Below are 16,682 nucleotides of genomic sequence, written 5' to 3'. Positions count from 1 at the left end.
TCAATATAAACTCTTGGTCTTTCTTTTTTTTCGGGACTATTCTTTTTTCACAGCCCCTTAAACTGTCTGTAAAGAGAGGAAATAAAATGAATTGGATAAAGTAAATTAACAATAAGGTAGAGGGAAAATGGATAAATTCATCTTATGAATTCAAATGTAATTTATCAGAAATATTTTTTCTTGGAATTTTTGCCGTATGGCTGGTTTTGATTTACAGTTGGACAACGATGGCACATATTCCGTGGCCACCTTTTTTTATTTCTGTGTTCAGATAGGGATTGGACTGGTAGTATTGTTCCGGTATATGGTGATGAGACCAGTGGATATAAAGAAAATATTATTTGTATTTCTGATTATTGGATCATTTGTAATTGCAAGGAGATATTCTGGAGTTGATGCATTGCTTGAAACGGGATTATTGATTGCTGGTGCAAATGATATTGATTATAGAGAAATTTTAAAGGTATATTTGATTGTAGAAATTCCGATGACAATCTGTACGATGATTGCAGGATATACAGGAGTTATCACGAATTTGGTTTACCATAGGGGAGATCAGGTGCGGATGTCATTTGGGTTTATTTATCCTACAGATTTTGCGGCGGGCATTGTTTTTATGATAACAGCATGGATTGTACTCCGACAGGCAAGATGCACATGGATAGAAATTGGAATGATGATAATCAGTGTGGTTCTGTTTGCAAAATATTGTGATGTACGGAATAGTGAAATTGTAATGATGATTTTGATTATATGTGTTGTTTATTTGAAAATTAGAAACAAATTAGCTGCAAAGAAAGGAAAGGGATATATAGCATCACTATTACTAAAAATTTTATGTCTGGTGGCACCATATGGTTTAGCTGGATTTATGATCTTAGTATCAAGATTTTATCGACCAGATATAGAATGGATGGCAAAATTAAATACTCTTTTTTCAACGAGACTTTCTTTAGGAAAAGAAGTTTTTGACAGGTATGATGTTCAGATATGGGAACAGGACATTCCAATGCGTGGAAATGGAGGATCAACAGAAGTGGTAGCAGACTATTTCTTTATTGATAGTTCTTATGTGAATATTTTGATGAGGTTAGGACGGGTGGTATTTATACTGGTTATGCTGATTATTTCAATTATAATAATCAAAAACTTAAATCTTCCATATATGTTAATGGCTATGGCAATTGTCTGCATTCATTCAGTAATGGAGCATCATATGTTTGAAGCGTATTATGATGTGTTTTTGATGCTTCCGTTTGCGAATTTTGATGTGAAGGATATCGGAAAAAGACAGAGAAAATGTGGAAATTGAGTGGGGGATAAATGTTATGAAAACAAAAAGTACCAGACTGCAATATATAGATATAGCTAAAGGGATAGCAATGATCTGTATTATATTAGGCCATTTAGGAAATGCCAGTATTAATCGAATTGTGTTTACATTTCATGTTCCTATTTTTTTCTTTATTACAGGATATTTTACGAATAAGAAGCGCGATTTGAATGGTTTTATAAAAAATAAGGCAAGAACATTGCTTGTTCCATATATAATAACCAGCATAGTCATAATCATTATTGGAACGTTAAAGGGCGTATGGTGGAATAATGCTTTTGATGAATTTCAAAACTGGTGTTATGCAGCTTTATATGGAGCAGGTGATACATATACAGAGCCATTCTGGATACCGGGAATTGGTGCAATATGGTTTTTGTGGGCAACTTTCTGGGGAAGTATTTTCTTGAGAATATCGTTCAAGTTTGATAAATATATTAGATTGTTATTTATAGTGGGTTTGTTTGCAGTAGGATATTTTTCAAGAAGAATATTTTGGTTTCCTTTTAGCATACAGGCAGGAGCATGTGCTACAATGTTCATTTATATGGGATATCTCTGGAGGGGCGCAAAGACTAAAATTAGTGAGTTGCCAAAGGAAGTGAAAATCTTTTCAGTTCTTTTTGCACTACTTACTTGGATTTCATTTATAAAAAATTTCCAATCGTTCTGGTTAGTGCATTGTGATATTGGACGAGGGATAATAGATATTTTTGGCTGTATATGTGCATGTGTGATTGTTATTTTAATCTCCAAAATTATTGAGTGTAGGACGAAATATATTGGTGGAAGTTTGGCATATCTTGGAAGATATAGTTTGTTGATATTGTGTGTGCATATTGTAGAACTTGATCTTCTTCCGTGGTGGCAGATAACAGAAAAATATGTTGTGAATGGAATGTCAGCAAATATTCAGTTGATTTTGATTATTGCCGGTAAAGTGCTTTTAGATTTAGGGGGTGCATTTGTTTTATCAAAGATTACTTTGGTTAGAAAAATTTTTGGCTTTAAAAACTAAGTGTAAGTTATTAAGCAATGACAGAATGAAACATTTTTTAGAATTTGTATTGCTTGTGAATATTGCAATTTTTTTATATTTATGCTTTACTATATTATGTATGTTTGTAAATACTAAGTAAAGGAAATGAAAGGAAAATGAAAAAACCAAAGATAAAGAGTATCGGATATGGATTCTATTGTATTCTAATGATCATAATATCGGTTCTTGGATTTATTCTTTATAATCTGGGGAACTGGGTATTAGACACGTGGGGGCTGTTGTCTATCGATGAAATTATTTTTCATCTGAAAGTACCGCTTGATGGGACAAACTCAGATGTAGTACTGGATGGGATCAATGCATGCGTACCATTGGCAGTATTAGTATTATTTTTATCTATTTTCCTGATTATAGGATTAAGGAATAAGCATGGAAAATGTATGATTGCGTTATTTCTTGTAGCTGTGATTGCCTGTGGAAGTGCAGGAAGGGCGGCTTATGAAGTATATGATGAATTGGATGTAAAAGAATATCTGGTAAGTCAGAAGAAAGAATCGCATTTTATTGAACAGAATTATGTGGATCCACGTACAACGAAGATTACATTTCCGGAACAAAAAAGAAATCTGATTTATATTTATCTGGAGTCAATGGAATCCACTTATGCGTCAAAAGAAGATGGCGGTGGAATGGATTTCAACTGTATTCCGGAATTGACGACTCTTGCAGAAGAAAATACTAATTTTTCTCAAAGCGATAAGTTGGGAGGAGGATATCCTGCGTATGGATGCACATGGACGATGGGAGGAATTTTTGCTCAGACATCTGGAATTCCAATAAAAAATACAGAAGATATTAGAAATGTGAATGAGGATATTAATGATACATTAGCGGAGCAGACATCCTTTTCTTCAAGAGCAAAAAATTTAGAAGATATTTTATCAGAAGAAGGATATAATCAATATTTTATGATTGGATCAGATGCTACTTTTGGAGGAAGGAGAACATACTTTGAGAGTCATGGTAAAACAGAAATATTTGATTATACTACGGCTGTAGAAGAAGGAAAAATCCCAGAAGGTTATTGGGTATGGTGGGGGTATGAAGATCAAAAGTTATTTGAAAATGCAAAAGAAAAGTTAAGCGAAATAGGAACAAAGGACGAGCCATTTAATTTTACAATGTTGACAGTAGATACTCATTTTGAAGATGGATATGTATGTGAGCAGTGTCAAAATGAATTTGGAGATAATCAATATGCAAATGTAATGGCATGTTCAAGTAGACAGGTTGATGCATTTGTTAAGTGGATTCAGGAGCAGCCATTTTATGAGAATACAACAATTATAATAAGCGGGGATCATTTAACAATGGATTCTGATTTTTGTAATGATGTGAGTGACGATTATGAGAGAAGTGTATATAATGCATTTATAAATTTACCAGAAAATCTTGATACTTCTTTTGAAAAAACACATAATCGAGAATTTTCTACAATGGATATGTTTCCAACGACACTTGCAGCATTGGGAGCAGAGATTACAGGAGAGAAACTTGGTCTTGGTGTGAATTTATTTTCAGGTGTGGAGACTCTTACAGAACAATGCGGAAGAGAAAAATTAGATAAGGAACTGAAAAAGAAATCTACATTCTACGATATGCTGATTAACGATGTAGATATTAACATTTTGAAAAAGAAAAGAGCTGAAGAGGCTGAAAACCAGCAGGAGGAAAATACCGATAATCAGGACCAGCCAATGAATCAGCCAGATGCAGGTGTAGATACAAGTGGTATTGAAACGCCGGATGCATGGCAGGGGTATACGCAGGATAATTATCAGTATAATTATAATGACGGATCGAATGATTACTGGTATGACGGAGGAAATTCCTGGGACAATTCATGGAATGGAGGATATGATGATAATACTTATGTAGAACCAACTCCAACGCCGGAACCGACTCCAGCTCCAACGCCGGAACCGACTCCAGTTCCAACGCCGGAACCGGATCCAGCGCCAAATCCGACACCAACACCAGATCCGGCACCGGATTCAACACCAACTCCGGATCCCGGTGGAGGCGCAGAAAGCAATGCAGGCGGGACAACAGAAAATGTAAATTAGAGAAGAACTCCGGTTTATGCCGGGGTTTTTCTTCAGATAAAAAAAGCAGAACGGAGTTGTCCGTAAATTGATACAATGAGAAATTCTACAAACAAGTAGACATTTCCCCATAAAAAGTGTAAGATAGAGTCTAAGAGTATTTATACTTACAATTAATATGGTTAGAAAGAGGAAAGTACATGAAGATGAAGTTTACGAAAAAAATAGCGACAATTCTTTTGTCTGTATGTCTGATCGTACCAGGTTTTTCTGTGATGGCGCTAGCTGCAAATGGTGTGATATTCTTTTCTGATCTTGAGACAAGTGTCGGGGATGAATTTACGATCACAGGTACAGCAGTTGTCAGCGGAGATGTAATCGGAGACGCGACGATTCATATGACTTACGATCCTTCTTATATGCGATTTGAAGAGGGAGACGGAGTGAATGCAGACACGGATGGTAATCTGACATTTAGAGGTTCAGGTGACGGAAGCAGTGACCGGATTGAGTTTACAATGAAATTCCAGGCTCTCCAGGAAGGAAGTACAAGACTTGAACAGGGAGATGCGACGGTTACAGACAGCGCTGGATCAAGTGTGGCATGTGAAGAAGGATATGCGGATGTTACGATCGGAGCAGGAGATCCAAGCAAGATTAAAGATGTTGCGAATGGAGCAAGTGTCACGATTGATGGTCAGGAGTATACCTTATCCGGTGATTTCTCAGACAGCATGATTCCAGCTGGATTTACAGCAGGAGAGCTTACTTATAATGATTCGACGTATAAAGGTGCTGTGCAGGAAAAGACAGGACTTCAGATGGCTTACCTGGTAGACGGTGATGGAAAAGGCGATTTCTGGATGTATGATTCATCTGACAGCAGCTTCTCACCGGCAGAACAGGTTGTGATTTCAGATACTTATTCTATCGTAATTTTTGATGCAGGCAGTAAAGTGTCTATGCCATCAAAGTATTCAAAAGGAAATTTGGAGATCAACGGCAAGACTTTTGAAATCTGGGATGAACCGGACCGCGATGGTTTCTATGTATTATATGCAGTAAATAATGACGGTGAAGAATCCCTCTATTTATATGACTCTGTAGAGCATACTTATCAGAGAATGGAGACTCCGAAGTCTGCGACTACACCGGATAAGAAGAGTGCAAGCAAGTTTGACGCAATTTTAGAAAAGATTTCCGATCATCTGATCTGGTTTGTAGCAGCGGCAGCAGTTATCGTTATTCTTCTGGTAATCTTCCTTCTTGTTTCCGTTGTGAAGTTACATAACCGCAACAGAGAGTTGGATGATCTGTATGATGAATATGAATTGGACGATGAGCCGCAACGTAATCCGGTAAAACCGATCCAGCCTGTTAAGGCAGAAAAGAAATCACAGTTCAAAAAGAGACAGGATGATGATTTCGAAGATGATTATGACGACTTCGATGATGATTTCGACGATGATGATTATTATGATGATGACTTCGACGATGATTATGATGACGAAGGAATAAGTGATGATACTCGTAGCGTTGATGAGTTTGATGATGACGACTTTGATTCGTTCGATGATTATAATATCAAGAAAGAAAAGCGTAAAAAAGGTGATACTTTCGAAATGGATTTTATTGATTTGGATTAAAGAGAAAGGCGGGGATGACGATTGTTATTCCCGCTTATTCTTTACAAAAAGTCCCATATTTGCTACAATGTAACGAAAAGAGTAAAATTTATTTTCGCAAAAAAGACTGGAGGATATAGATAAATGTGTGGAATCGTAGGATATGTTGGATCGCAGCAGGCGGCTCCGATCTTACTGGATGGACTGTCGAAGCTGGAGTATCGTGGATATGATTCAGCAGGACTTGCTGTTCGTAATGGAACAGAAGAGACAGAAGTTATCAAGGCGAAAGGCCGTTTGAAAGTACTGTTTGAGAAGACAAATGGTGGTGCAGCCGTTCCGGGAACCTGTGGAATCGGTCACACCAGATGGGCAACACACGGGGAACCGTCAGAGAACAATGCGCATCCGCATATGAGTGACGATGGCAATGTAGTTGCTGTACACAACGGTATTATTGAAAACTATCAGGAGTTAAAGAACAAGCTGCTCCGCAAAGGATATACATTCTACTCTGAGACGGATACAGAGGTTGCTGTTAAGCTGATCGATTATTATTATAAAAAGTATGAAGGAACACCGGTAGATGCGATCAACCATTCTCTGGTCCGTATTCGTGGATCTTATGCGCTTGCTGTGATGTTCAAGGATTATCCGGAAGAAATTTATGTGGCAAGAAAAGACAGTCCGATGATTCTTGGCGTAGGAGATGGAGAAAGTTTTATTGCATCAGATGTGCCGGCTATTTTGAAATATACAAGAAATGTATACTATATTGGCAACCTGGAGATGGCAAAGGTCAGCAAAGAGGAAATTACCTTCTACAATCTGGACGGAGAAGAGATCCAGAAAAAAATGAAAACTGTTGACTGGGATGCAGAGGCAGCTGAAAAAGCTGGTTTTGAGCATTTTATGATGAAAGAGATCCATGAGCAGCCAAGAGCGGTTAAGGATACTCTGAATTCTGTATTAAAAGACGGAAAGATTGATCTGACAGATATCGGATTAGCGGAAGAGGATATCCGGAGAACAAGCCAGATTTACATTGTAGCATGTGGTTCTGCTTACCATGTAGGTATGGTGGCACAGTATGTGATCGAGGATCTGGTGAAGATTCCTGTTCGTGTGGAGCTGGCTTCTGAATTCCGTTACCGTAAGCCAATTCTGGATCCAAATGGTCTGGTGATCATTATCAGCCAGTCAGGAGAGACCGCAGACAGTCTTGCAGCGCTCCGTGAGACAAAAGCACAGGGAATCCGTACACTTGGAATTGTCAATGTAGTCGGATCTTCTATTGCAAGAGAAGCGGATAAGGTATTCTATACTCTTGCAGGACCGGAGATCTCTGTGGCAACAACGAAAGCGTACAGTACACAGCTGATGGCTTCTTACATCCTTGCAATTCAGTTTGCCAAAGTAAAAAATACAATCACTGAAGAGCAGTATGAAAATTATATTGCCGAATTACAGGCAATCCCGGAGAAGATTGAAAAGATTATTGAAGATAAAGAAAGAATCCAGTGGTTTGCAGCAAAGCAGGCAAACGCAAAGGACGCATTTTTTGTCGGACGTGGAATTGATTATGCAATCTGTATGGAAGGCAGCCTGAAGATGAAAGAGATCAGTTACGTTCATTCAGAGGCATATGCAGCGGGAGAACTCAAGCACGGAACCATTTCTCTGATAGAGGATGGAACGCTTGTGATCGGTGTGCTGACACAGCCGGAATTATATGAAAAGACGATCAGCAACATGGTAGAGTGCAAGAGCCGTGGTGCATATCTGATGGGACTTACAACTTATGGCAATTACAGCATTGAGGATACTGCTGATTTTGTGGTTTACATTCCGAAGACAGATGAGCATTTTGAGGCATCGCTTGCAGTGATTCCGCTGCAGCTGATGGGATATTATGTATCCGTTGCAAAGGGACTGGATGTAGATAAGCCGCGTAATCTGGCGAAATCTGTAACGGTTGAATAAAGTGATGCAAGAAGTTCCAGCGGAATTTCCTGTTGAATAAACGAGATGGACGACATAAAAATGTGCCGTTCATCTTTTTTTTCATATTTTATCACACTTTCATCACAATTATGGGCTAAACTCTTAACTATAGAAAAGGAAAAGAAAGGAGTCTTGAATGATGGACAATCAGTACAATTATTACAGACCAGATTCAGATGAAAATAGAGGAGCAGGCAATCAGCAGGGATTCGGAGCAGGACCACAGAAGGATCCGAAGACTTCAAAGCCGAAAAAAGGTTACATGAAAAAAGTAGCACTTGTTGTAGGAGCAGCCGTATTATTTGGGGCAGTCGGCGGTGTGACGATGCAGGGAACCAGTTATCTGACTGGTAAGCTGCTTGGAAAGAATACAAAGAGTACCGTAGGCACAACAAAGACTGTATCGAACGCAAAGCTTACAACATCTACCAGTACAGTGACATCTGATGTATCAGATATCGTTGAAAATACACTTCCGTCAATTGTTTCTATTACCAATATGAGCGTACAGGAAGTACAGAATTTCTTCGGAGGAATCAGCCAGCAGGAGAGTGAAAGCGCCGGATCCGGTATCATCATCAGCCAGAATGATTCAGAACTCCTGGTTGTTACCAATAACCATGTTGTAGAAGGAAGCGATACACTTACTGTTACATTTAATGATGGTAACAGCGTGGAAGCGCAGATTAAAGGAACAGACTCCGCAAGGGATCTTGCAGTCGTAGCCGTTCCGCTTGATAAAATTTCAGACGATACAATGAATGCGATTAAGGTTGCAACACTTGGAGATTCAGATTCTCTGAAGGTTGGAGAACCTGCTATTGCAATCGGTAATGCGCTTGGCTATGGGCAGTCTGTTACAACTGGTATCGTCAGTGCAACCGGACGAACAATTGATGGATTTGACGGAGAATACATCCAGACAGATGCAGCAATCAACCCTGGTAACAGTGGTGGAGCTCTTCTGAATGCAAATGGTGAGGTAATCGGTATCAACTCTGCAAAGATCAACAGCTCGGCAGTAGAGGGTATGGGATTTGCGATTCCGATTTCTGATGCAAGTGATGTTATCCAGAATCTGATGAATAAAGAGACAAGAAGCAAGGTTTCAGATGAAGAAAGAGGATATCTTGGAATCAAGGGATACGATGTATCTGAAGAAGGTGCACAGATGTACAATATGCCGACCGGTGTTTATGTCAAAGAAGTTATGAGTGGTGGCGGAGCTGAGAAAGCCGGTCTTACAAAAGGATCGATCATTACTGGTTTTGAGGGAAGTTCCATCAGTGGTATGAGCTCTCTTCAGGAACAACTTCAGTATTATAAAGCCGGAGAAGAGGTAACGCTTACCGTACAGATCCCGGATAAGAATGGTGAATATACAGAGAAAGATATCAAGGTTACACTTGGTAAAAATTCATAAAATGATGTGAACACGCCGTTTTATGGGAGTATGAGGTGTTCGAGGATTGCGGGAATTGCATAGCAATGGAGCAATCCGGTTACATCATAAAATACTAAAGAAAGATGCCGTCAGATCAGAAATGGTCTGGCGGCATTATTGATGTTACGACCTGTTTGAAACGGAAACGGGCATCAGATTATGCCGGATGCAAAAGTCAGAACCCTTTTTAAAAAATTACCATACAATAATATTGCAGATATAAGAAAGGGGAGCCAAAACAATGCAAAATTGCAGAAATAATAATCCATATATGAGACGTGCAAATTGTGGGTGTGGCAATAATAACAATAGCTGTAATAGTAATTCATGTATGGCGAACAATGATGGAAGAAATCCATCGATGGCAGTACCTGTTTACCGAGAACGATCTGGATGTAGCGACCGGGACGATGCGTTAGATGGAATGCCGATCGCAATGGCTTATGTGCCATGGCAGAGCTGGAGACACATATACGAAGCCGGAAAAGGATTCCACAGAGGAACCATATTCGAAGAGCTTGATCTTCCGTTTAAGGGGAAAGGAGGATGTAACGCATGAATGAAATGCCAAATTCCAAACCTTGCAGAAAAGATCTCCTGATGCAGATTGGTCATGCGAGCTTTGCGGTAGATGATGTGAAGCTTTATCTGGACACTCATCCCCGTGATCAGGAAGCGCTGGACTTTTTTTATGAATATAATAAAAAAAGGAACCAGTTGTTGAAAGAATATGCAAAATATTATGGACCACTCACAGTAGATACCGCTGTTCCTTCCTGCTCAGACAGATGGAACTGGATCAATGAGCCATGGCCGTGGCAGGAAGGAGGGTGTTAGTTTATGTGGAATTATGAAAAACGTTTACAATATCCCGTAAAAATTACCCAGACCAATCCGAAGATGGCCCAGGTAATCATCAGTCAGTTCGGTGGACCGGATGGAGAATTAGCTGCGTCCATGCGTTATTTATCACAGAGGTACACCATGCCGTACAAAGAAGTGACAGGAATTTTAACCGATATTGGCACAGAGGAACTTGCCCACATGGAAATGATATGTGCCATTGTTTACCAGCTTACCAAGGATTTATCTCCGGAGGAAATTAAGGCTTCTGGTTTTGATAAATATTATGTGGACCACACACTTGCACTTTGGCCGCAGGCAGCCAGTGGAACACCGTGGACAGCAACTTATTTTCAGTCCAAGGGTGACCCAATTACAGATTTACATGAAGATATGGCCGCAGATGGTGCAACTGTGTAAGAACAACAATGAGTATTTAAGAGATGTCCTTGATAGTCTGGCATACTGGACACCAGATTATCAAGAACTTAGAAATTCCAGTGTATTTCGATAGGTACTTCCTTAGTTACAGGGTCTTTCTTTCCAACTAATATATAGTCAATCAATGTTTCAACGATTTCCCTGTCTAAGTGTTCAAGATTGGTGTATTGCTCGATTAACTGGCGTTTGTTATCACCAGCCTGTATTTTTCTTTCAATAACGTCAAGCTGTTTTTGCGTATCAATAACCAGTTTTTCAAGCCTTTCTTTTTGAGTAGAGAAGTCTTTGGATAAATCCAAATAATCTTGCTTTGACAAGATACCCTTAACTTTGTCTAAATACAATTCTCGGATACCTTTGGTGTATTCTGCAATCTTGCTTTGATATGCAGCAATTTCCTCTTTCAGAGCGTTTTGTTTGCCTTTTACATCACTGTTAAAGGTTACGTTTTGTTCCAGTTCATCCTTATCCAGATATGCGGCAGACAGCTTGTTGATTTCAGCAATCACCGCCTGTTCCAATTTAGGTACAGAGATAAAAGAACCTATACAAGCGTCCTTAGAAACATGGCGGCTGGAACATCCTAAATAACGTCGCCCATCAGCCTGTTTGTTAGAACGCATTACATAACCGCAGTTCATGCAGCGAGCTTTTTTAGCGAATAACCCGATTGTACCTACTGTAAATGGTTTTGCCTTTTGAGCTATCAACGCTTGCACCTTATCCCACAATTCACGGTCAATAATCGGTTCGTGCGTACCCTCGACAATATACCACTCACTTTTAGGGCGTGGCTTATTTTGTTTCGTCTTGTAAGATACGCTCCCATATTTTCCCTGTACCATATTGCCAATATAAATTTCATTTACCAGCATATCGGAAATAGCATAATATTTCCAGAGGGTACTGTTCTTGCCTTTGGGTGTTCGCCAGCGTAAACCATGAAGCCGCTTGTATTCCGTTGGATTGGGGATACCTCGGTCATTCAGCATACGGGCAATGGCTGTTTTGCCATAGCCTTTTGAAAACAGTGTAAAAACTTCTCTGACGACCTGTGCAGCTTCTTCATCAATAATCAAATGCCCTTTTACGTCAGGGTCTTTTTTGTAACCGTAGAGTGCGAACGCTCCAATATGGTGACCGTTTTTTCTTCGGTCTGTCAGCACACTCTTGATATTCTCCGACATATCCTCTAAGTACCATTCATTCACCAGACCGTTAATCTGTCTTGATTTCTTATTCCCTTTGTTGGCGGTATCAGCATTATCTACAATACTGATGAAACGGATACCCCAGATAGGAAATAGACCGTGAATATATTTTTCCACCAATTCAAGCTCTCTGGTAAATCTGGATTGAGTCTTACATAAGATAATATCAAATTTGCGGTCTTTTGCGTCATTCAATAACTTGTTAAACTCTGGTCGTCGTCGATCAGAACCAGTGTAATCATCATCACTGTATATGTTATAGACTTCCCAACCTTGTTCTAAAGAATATTGAAGCAGCATAGACTTTTGATTTTGAATACTGTTACTGTCGTCTGTTTCTGATTGTTTGTTTCTATCTTCTTCTGATAAGCGGCAATATATAGCAACCCTTGACTTATTCATCATGTTTTGTTCTCCTTTTCAGAGAAGACAAAACAAACTATCACTGCTAATGTTATTATAACACTTGGCAGGATAGTTTGTCTATCATCTTGCAGGAGTAGGCTGCCCCTTACTTTTTTCAAATTGATTTATCAGCTCTATCCATTTCAGAGTAAACATTTTTTGCAAAGCCGCCGTATCACTATTCTTAAAAACATTCTTGCAAACTACTTTTGCGTCATTCGCCATAAAACCACCTCACTACACTATATTTACAAAGTATGCAAAAATGCTTGTACATTATGAAAGATTTTGTCTATCTGTATATAATAAGTAATCAGACGGCTTCGGAAGCTCCACTGGACTTTCACCATTCCCATTCTGATGGGTGAACCGTGTCATACGGGTGTATCATTATTCTGATATACGGGTCATGGCAGCAACCTTTCCAACAGTTGCTTGCGGATCACTGGCGTGGTCGCTCGCCGGTATCCCTCCTTTCAGTGGTCGTGGCGTTCCAGTCCGCAGGCTCGCCGCATATCAAACGTATCTGATTACTTTATTCAGTTTTCAAAGAACGGTAAAGAGTGGAAATGAGGTGGTAGACACTCTCTGTTACACTTATTTCACTTTGACTTCAAATCCCAAAATTGCTTCAATCAGCGCAGCTCTTATTCTGCCTTTCAGTTCCATATCGACCACGATATACATATTTCCGTGTTCGTCATAAAACGGGCGCAAACTGGCTTTTGATATGTAAGCGTCATAGTGGTTTAAAATCTTTCCGATTGCTACCTCGTCACCGTCAGCAGCCGAGCTGATCGTGGAAAATAGCGGGCACTTCTTTGTAGACTTCATCATGTTTTATCCCTCCTCATACATATCTCTGATTAGCTTTAATGTGTGCAGCCTGTTTCTACAAACGGAAAATCGTTCCATTTCCATGACCTCTGCAATTTCAGCGTCGGTCATCTCAAGAAAGTAGGACATAAGCAGAATGTTACGTCGTCTTTCATTTAATTCTTTGATTGCTTCACATAGCTGTTCATCATAGATACGGATTTCATTGCCGAATACGTCAAAGGCTGTAAATTCAACCGAGTATTCGTCGCAAGTGCCGATATGGTTTAATTCCATTTCCGGCAGCTCACAGAATGGAGTTTCACGCTTTGCACGTCTGCCAAGCTCACGGTTGTAGTCCTTTACGGTTGTACCTACAACCTTGCGAGCCAGACAATCAAATTGAAGTCTGATAGCGTTCTCGAAAGAAGATGGCTTCATAATCTCACCTCCTTTCCAGCTAAAGTTGCTAAAGCGAAAAGGCTTCTACCTCTTTTCGCACTAACACTCGCCGCAAGAGGTGGGATTTGATACCTAACCGCAAAAACTTTTTGAAAAAGTTTTGTGCAGCAAAAAAGCACAAGGGCAATACTGACGTACTGATCTTGTGCTATCTGAATTGTTCCTGCTGTATGACGTGAAAAACCATATACAGGAGTATAGAATACCGCAGAAATTAAATGGATTTTTTTAACGCTCTACCAATGATCGAATGTTGTCGAATATGCAGGCGTTCCATGCGGCTGCCTCCTAAAGCCGCTAAAACAAAACCATCCAGTAGTCTGTCCACCGTTAGGAAAAAATAAAACGGCGGCTGTATAAACCGTCGTTTTATCGAAATGGGCGTATAAAAGCGTTACTGCTGACAACGGTTTTTTTTATTACCGCCAAGCAGCATATAAATTTGTTGTTTTCCTATACAATAGGAACTAATAAACCTTACAATACGTTTTACTGTACCTGTCGCAAATTCTTTAGGAACAGTAAAATGTAGTGAGGTGATTAACTATGCGTAAAACAGAAGATAAATACGATTTCAGAGCCTTTGGACTTGCCATTAAAGCGGCAAGGATGAAACAAGGTCTGACCCGTGAACAGGTGGGAGCAAAAATTGAGATTGACCCACGCTATCTGACGAACATTGAGAATAAAGGGCAGCACCCAAGTTTACAGGTGTTTTACGACCTTGTAACTTTACTCAATGTGTCCGTTGATGAAATTTTCCTGCCGTCCAGCGACAAAGTGAAAAGCACTCGCCGCAGACAGTTGGAGCAGCAGCTTGATACTTTCGACGACAAAGATATGGTTATCATGGAAAGTGTCGCTTCTGGTATCATCGAATCAAAGGAAATGGGGGAAGATTAGTTCCTCCATTTTTGTTTCGCACAGATCATATGGAGTATGGGGTAAGTAATAAAAACAAGCCAATAATTAGAGAATAGAAACTCTCAAATTATTGGCTCTGTGTCTAAGCATCTGGCTCTTTAATTACAGTTATAGCAAAATTCTTTACTGAAATTAAACTTATTTGTTTGCATTTGGGGCAATATAAAGGGTAGTTGATTAAAACTGTATCTGTCCTAACCTGACTTCGTGTTTTGCCCTTACAAATAGGGCATAGTATCCATTTTGTTTTTATCATACTTTTATTAGAGTTTCTTTAAGCTGTAATACATTTTTTTCAATCTGATTAATGACACTTTTGAATATTTCATCGTCCTGTCCAGTCGGGTCAATCAATCCCCAATTATCATCAAATGCTTTGCCAATATAAGGGCAACCGACATCACACCCCATAGATATTGCAATATCTGGTGTGGGAATATCCTCAATCAATTTTGAGTATTGGTCTTTCTCCATATCAATACCATAAATCTGTTTCATAAGCTGAACAGCATTTTGATTGATCTGTGCCTTTATTTCAGTACCAGCAGAATAGCTTTCAAAAACATCCGAAGCAAGATGTTTAGCTAAGGCTTCTGCTATTTGACTTCGGCATGAATTATGAACACAGATAAATGCAACTTTTCTTTTATTCATTTAAAAACCAGCCTTTCGTGTTATTTGCAATTTTCACTAAGAGCAACATGACAGGAACTTCTGTTAAAACGCCCACTGTTGTTGCCAATGCAGCAGGTGAAGTCGTTCCGAATAGAGCAATCGCCACTGCAACGGAAAGCTCAAAAAAGTTTGACGCACCTATCATACCAGCAGGGGCAGCGATATTATAGGGCAGTTTAAATATATGACACGCTATATATGCGATTGCAAAAATTAAAAATGTTTGTAAAATTAATGGCACCGCAATTAAAACTATGTGCAATGGATTTTCTAAAAACACTTTACCTTGAAATGAAAATATCATCACAAGTGTTAGCAAAAGCCCTATACTGGTTACATTATCAAATTTGTGTATAAAAATATTTTCAAAGTAATTTCTATCTTTATTCTTTATTACATAATATCGGGTAGCCATTCCGGCTATTAGCGGTATAACTACAAATAATACTACCGATAATATGAGCGTATCCCAAGGTACTGAAACATTGGATACACCAAGCAAAAATTTTACTATTGGTACAAAAGCCACAAGAATAATTAAATCATTTGTCGCTACCTGTACTACGGTATATGCAGGATTTCCTTTCGTAAGTGAACTCCATACAAATACCATAGCTGTACAAGGTGCTGCCCCCAGCAAGACCGCTCCTGCAAGGTATTCTGTTGCAAGTTCTGGCGTGATTAAAGATTTAAAAACCACAAAAAAGAACAAACTGGCAATACCATACATCGTAAAAGGCTTGATTAACCAATTCGTAATCCAAGTGATAAATAGACCTTTAGGATTTTTGCTAACATTTCTAATGCTTTTAAAGTCAACTTTCATCATCATTGGATAAATCATTAGCCATATTAACAATGCCATTGGTATAGAAACTTTTGCATATTCAAACTTATTCAAAACGGCAGGAATGCTCGGAATATATTTACTAATAAGTACCCCTGTAATCATGCATATAATTACCCATACAGATAAATATTTCTGAAAAACATTGATACTCTTTTCTTTAGACACAGCAACATTCCTCCTTAGAAGCCTAATCTATGCAATAAGTTTTCAACTTCAACAGGTTTTAATACTTTTCCCATAGAAACAACATTTTCATTAACTACTAAAGCTGGCATACTCATAACACCATATTCCATTATTCTCTGCATATCGGTCACGTATTCCACTTCCACAGAAACTCCCATTGTCTTTATAGCTTCTTTTGCACTTTCTAGCAGAGCATGGCAACTCTTACATCCAGAGCCAAGTACCTTAATACAACAGATACCGTCGTTTGCTGCACCACAGCAAGAGTCAGTGATTTCCTTTGCTTCACTTGTACAACAACTACCATTACAAGCGCAAGCTGGCGTTCTTGTTTCTTCCTCTTTCTTTTTTCCACGAT

General features: G+C 39.1%; 17 protein-coding genes and 1 pseudogene. 10 read left to right on the top strand and 8 right to left on the bottom strand.

Annotated features, from left to right (window positions below; translation table 11 throughout):
• Window positions 1-319: 319 nt before the first annotated feature.
• The 9 genes and pseudogenes from PGY05_RS10445 to PGY05_RS10405 form a co-directional block, all read left to right on the top strand.
• Window positions 320-1,312: a hypothetical protein gene (locus PGY05_RS10445; RefSeq protein WP_270205179.1), complete on the top strand. Its 993-nt coding sequence runs from the start codon at window positions 320-322 to the stop codon at window positions 1,310-1,312.
• A 16-nt stretch (window positions 1,313-1,328) separates the two neighbouring features.
• A complete protein-coding gene (locus PGY05_RS10440) occupies window positions 1,329-2,351 on the top strand; it encodes an acyltransferase family protein (RefSeq protein WP_270205180.1) in 1,023 nt (340 codons plus the stop codon).
• A 137-nt stretch (window positions 2,352-2,488) separates the two neighbouring features.
• Window positions 2,489-4,459, top strand: a complete 1,971-nt coding sequence (locus PGY05_RS10435) for an LTA synthase family protein (RefSeq protein ID WP_270205181.1) — start codon at window positions 2,489-2,491, stop codon at window positions 4,457-4,459.
• A gap of 179 nt (window positions 4,460-4,638) precedes the next feature.
• Window positions 4,639-6,084, top strand: coding sequence for a hypothetical protein (locus PGY05_RS10430; RefSeq protein WP_270205182.1), 1,446 nt, complete (start codon window positions 4,639-4,641; stop codon window positions 6,082-6,084).
• Between the two features lie 123 nt (window positions 6,085-6,207).
• Entirely contained in the window at window positions 6,208-8,046 is a 1,839-nt protein-coding gene (gene glmS / locus PGY05_RS10425) for a glutamine--fructose-6-phosphate transaminase (isomerizing) (RefSeq protein ID WP_270205183.1), read from the top strand.
• Between the two features lie 160 nt (window positions 8,047-8,206).
• On the top strand, window positions 8,207-9,490 hold the full coding sequence (locus PGY05_RS10420; protein ID WP_118217309.1) for a S1C family serine protease: 1,284 nt from the start codon (window positions 8,207-8,209) through the stop codon (window positions 9,488-9,490).
• A 262-nt stretch (window positions 9,491-9,752) separates the two neighbouring features.
• Window positions 9,753-10,070, top strand: coding sequence for a spore coat associated protein CotJA (locus tag PGY05_RS10415; RefSeq protein ID WP_243002763.1), 318 nt, complete (start codon window positions 9,753-9,755; stop codon window positions 10,068-10,070).
• Window positions 10,071-10,075: 5 nt separating this feature from the next.
• A complete protein-coding gene (locus tag PGY05_RS10410) occupies window positions 10,076-10,348 on the top strand; it encodes a spore coat protein CotJB (RefSeq protein ID WP_055156563.1) in 273 nt (90 codons plus the stop codon).
• Window positions 10,349-10,351: 3 nt separating this feature from the next.
• Window positions 10,352-10,759: pseudogene (locus PGY05_RS10405) on the top strand (manganese catalase family protein); the annotation flags it as partial.
• Between the two features lie 83 nt (window positions 10,760-10,842).
• Here the strand turns inward: PGY05_RS10405 and PGY05_RS10400 are convergent.
• The 4 genes from PGY05_RS10400 to PGY05_RS10385 all read right to left on the bottom strand — a co-directional run bounded on the left by PGY05_RS10400 (window position 10,843) and on the right by PGY05_RS10385 (window position 13,668).
• Window positions 10,843-12,411, bottom strand: coding sequence for a recombinase family protein (locus PGY05_RS10400; protein ID WP_256162060.1), 1,569 nt, complete (start codon window positions 12,409-12,411; stop codon window positions 10,843-10,845).
• Between the two features lie 81 nt (window positions 12,412-12,492).
• Entirely contained in the window at window positions 12,493-12,636 is a 144-nt protein-coding gene (locus PGY05_RS10395; protein WP_242410366.1) for a hypothetical protein, read from the bottom strand.
• Between the two features lie 372 nt (window positions 12,637-13,008).
• Window positions 13,009-13,248, bottom strand: a complete 240-nt coding sequence (locus PGY05_RS10390) for a helix-turn-helix domain-containing protein (RefSeq protein ID WP_249314799.1) — start codon at window positions 13,246-13,248, stop codon at window positions 13,009-13,011.
• 3 nt (window positions 13,249-13,251) lie between these two features.
• Complete coding sequence (locus PGY05_RS10385; protein ID WP_256162061.1) at window positions 13,252-13,668, bottom strand: RNA polymerase sigma factor; 417 nt, start codon at window positions 13,666-13,668, stop codon at window positions 13,252-13,254.
• 567 nt (window positions 13,669-14,235) lie between these two features.
• Here PGY05_RS10385 and PGY05_RS10380 point away from each other — a divergent pair.
• The gene (locus PGY05_RS10380; protein WP_242410368.1) at window positions 14,236-14,592 is read left to right on the top strand and encodes a helix-turn-helix domain-containing protein; all 357 of its coding nucleotides are present in this window, start codon (window positions 14,236-14,238) and stop codon (window positions 14,590-14,592) included.
• A 103-nt stretch (window positions 14,593-14,695) separates the two neighbouring features.
• Here the strand turns inward: PGY05_RS10380 and PGY05_RS10375 are convergent, their stop codons facing one another.
• The 4 genes from PGY05_RS10375 to PGY05_RS10360 all read right to left on the bottom strand — a co-directional run.
• The gene (locus tag PGY05_RS10375) at window positions 14,696-14,869 is read right to left on the bottom strand and encodes a cysteine-rich KTR domain-containing protein (protein ID WP_242410369.1); all 174 of its coding nucleotides are present in this window, start codon (window positions 14,867-14,869) and stop codon (window positions 14,696-14,698) included.
• Window positions 14,866-15,267 carry an arsenate reductase ArsC gene (locus tag PGY05_RS10370; protein WP_242410370.1) on the bottom strand — a complete coding sequence of 134 codons (402 nt, stop codon included), beginning with the start codon at window positions 15,265-15,267 and terminating at the stop codon, window positions 14,866-14,868. Before PGY05_RS10370 ends, PGY05_RS10375 begins: the two co-directional genes overlap by 4 nt.
• Window positions 15,260-16,303, bottom strand: coding sequence for an ACR3 family arsenite efflux transporter (gene arsB / locus PGY05_RS10365; RefSeq protein ID WP_270475837.1), 1,044 nt, complete (start codon window positions 16,301-16,303; stop codon window positions 15,260-15,262). The genes PGY05_RS10370 and arsB overlap by 8 nt, the downstream gene beginning before the upstream one ends.
• Before the next feature lie 14 nt (window positions 16,304-16,317).
• Window positions 16,318-16,682 (bottom strand): thioredoxin family protein (locus PGY05_RS10360; protein ID WP_270475835.1); only part of this gene is annotated, 365 nt, incomplete at its 5' end.

The organism is Coprococcus sp. AF51-11b1, assembly GCF_027682785.1.
Taxonomy (GTDB): Bacteria; Bacillota; Clostridia; order Lachnospirales; family Lachnospiraceae; genus Allocoprococcus; species Allocoprococcus comes.
This window is presented reverse-complemented; position numbering and strand designations above follow the sequence as displayed.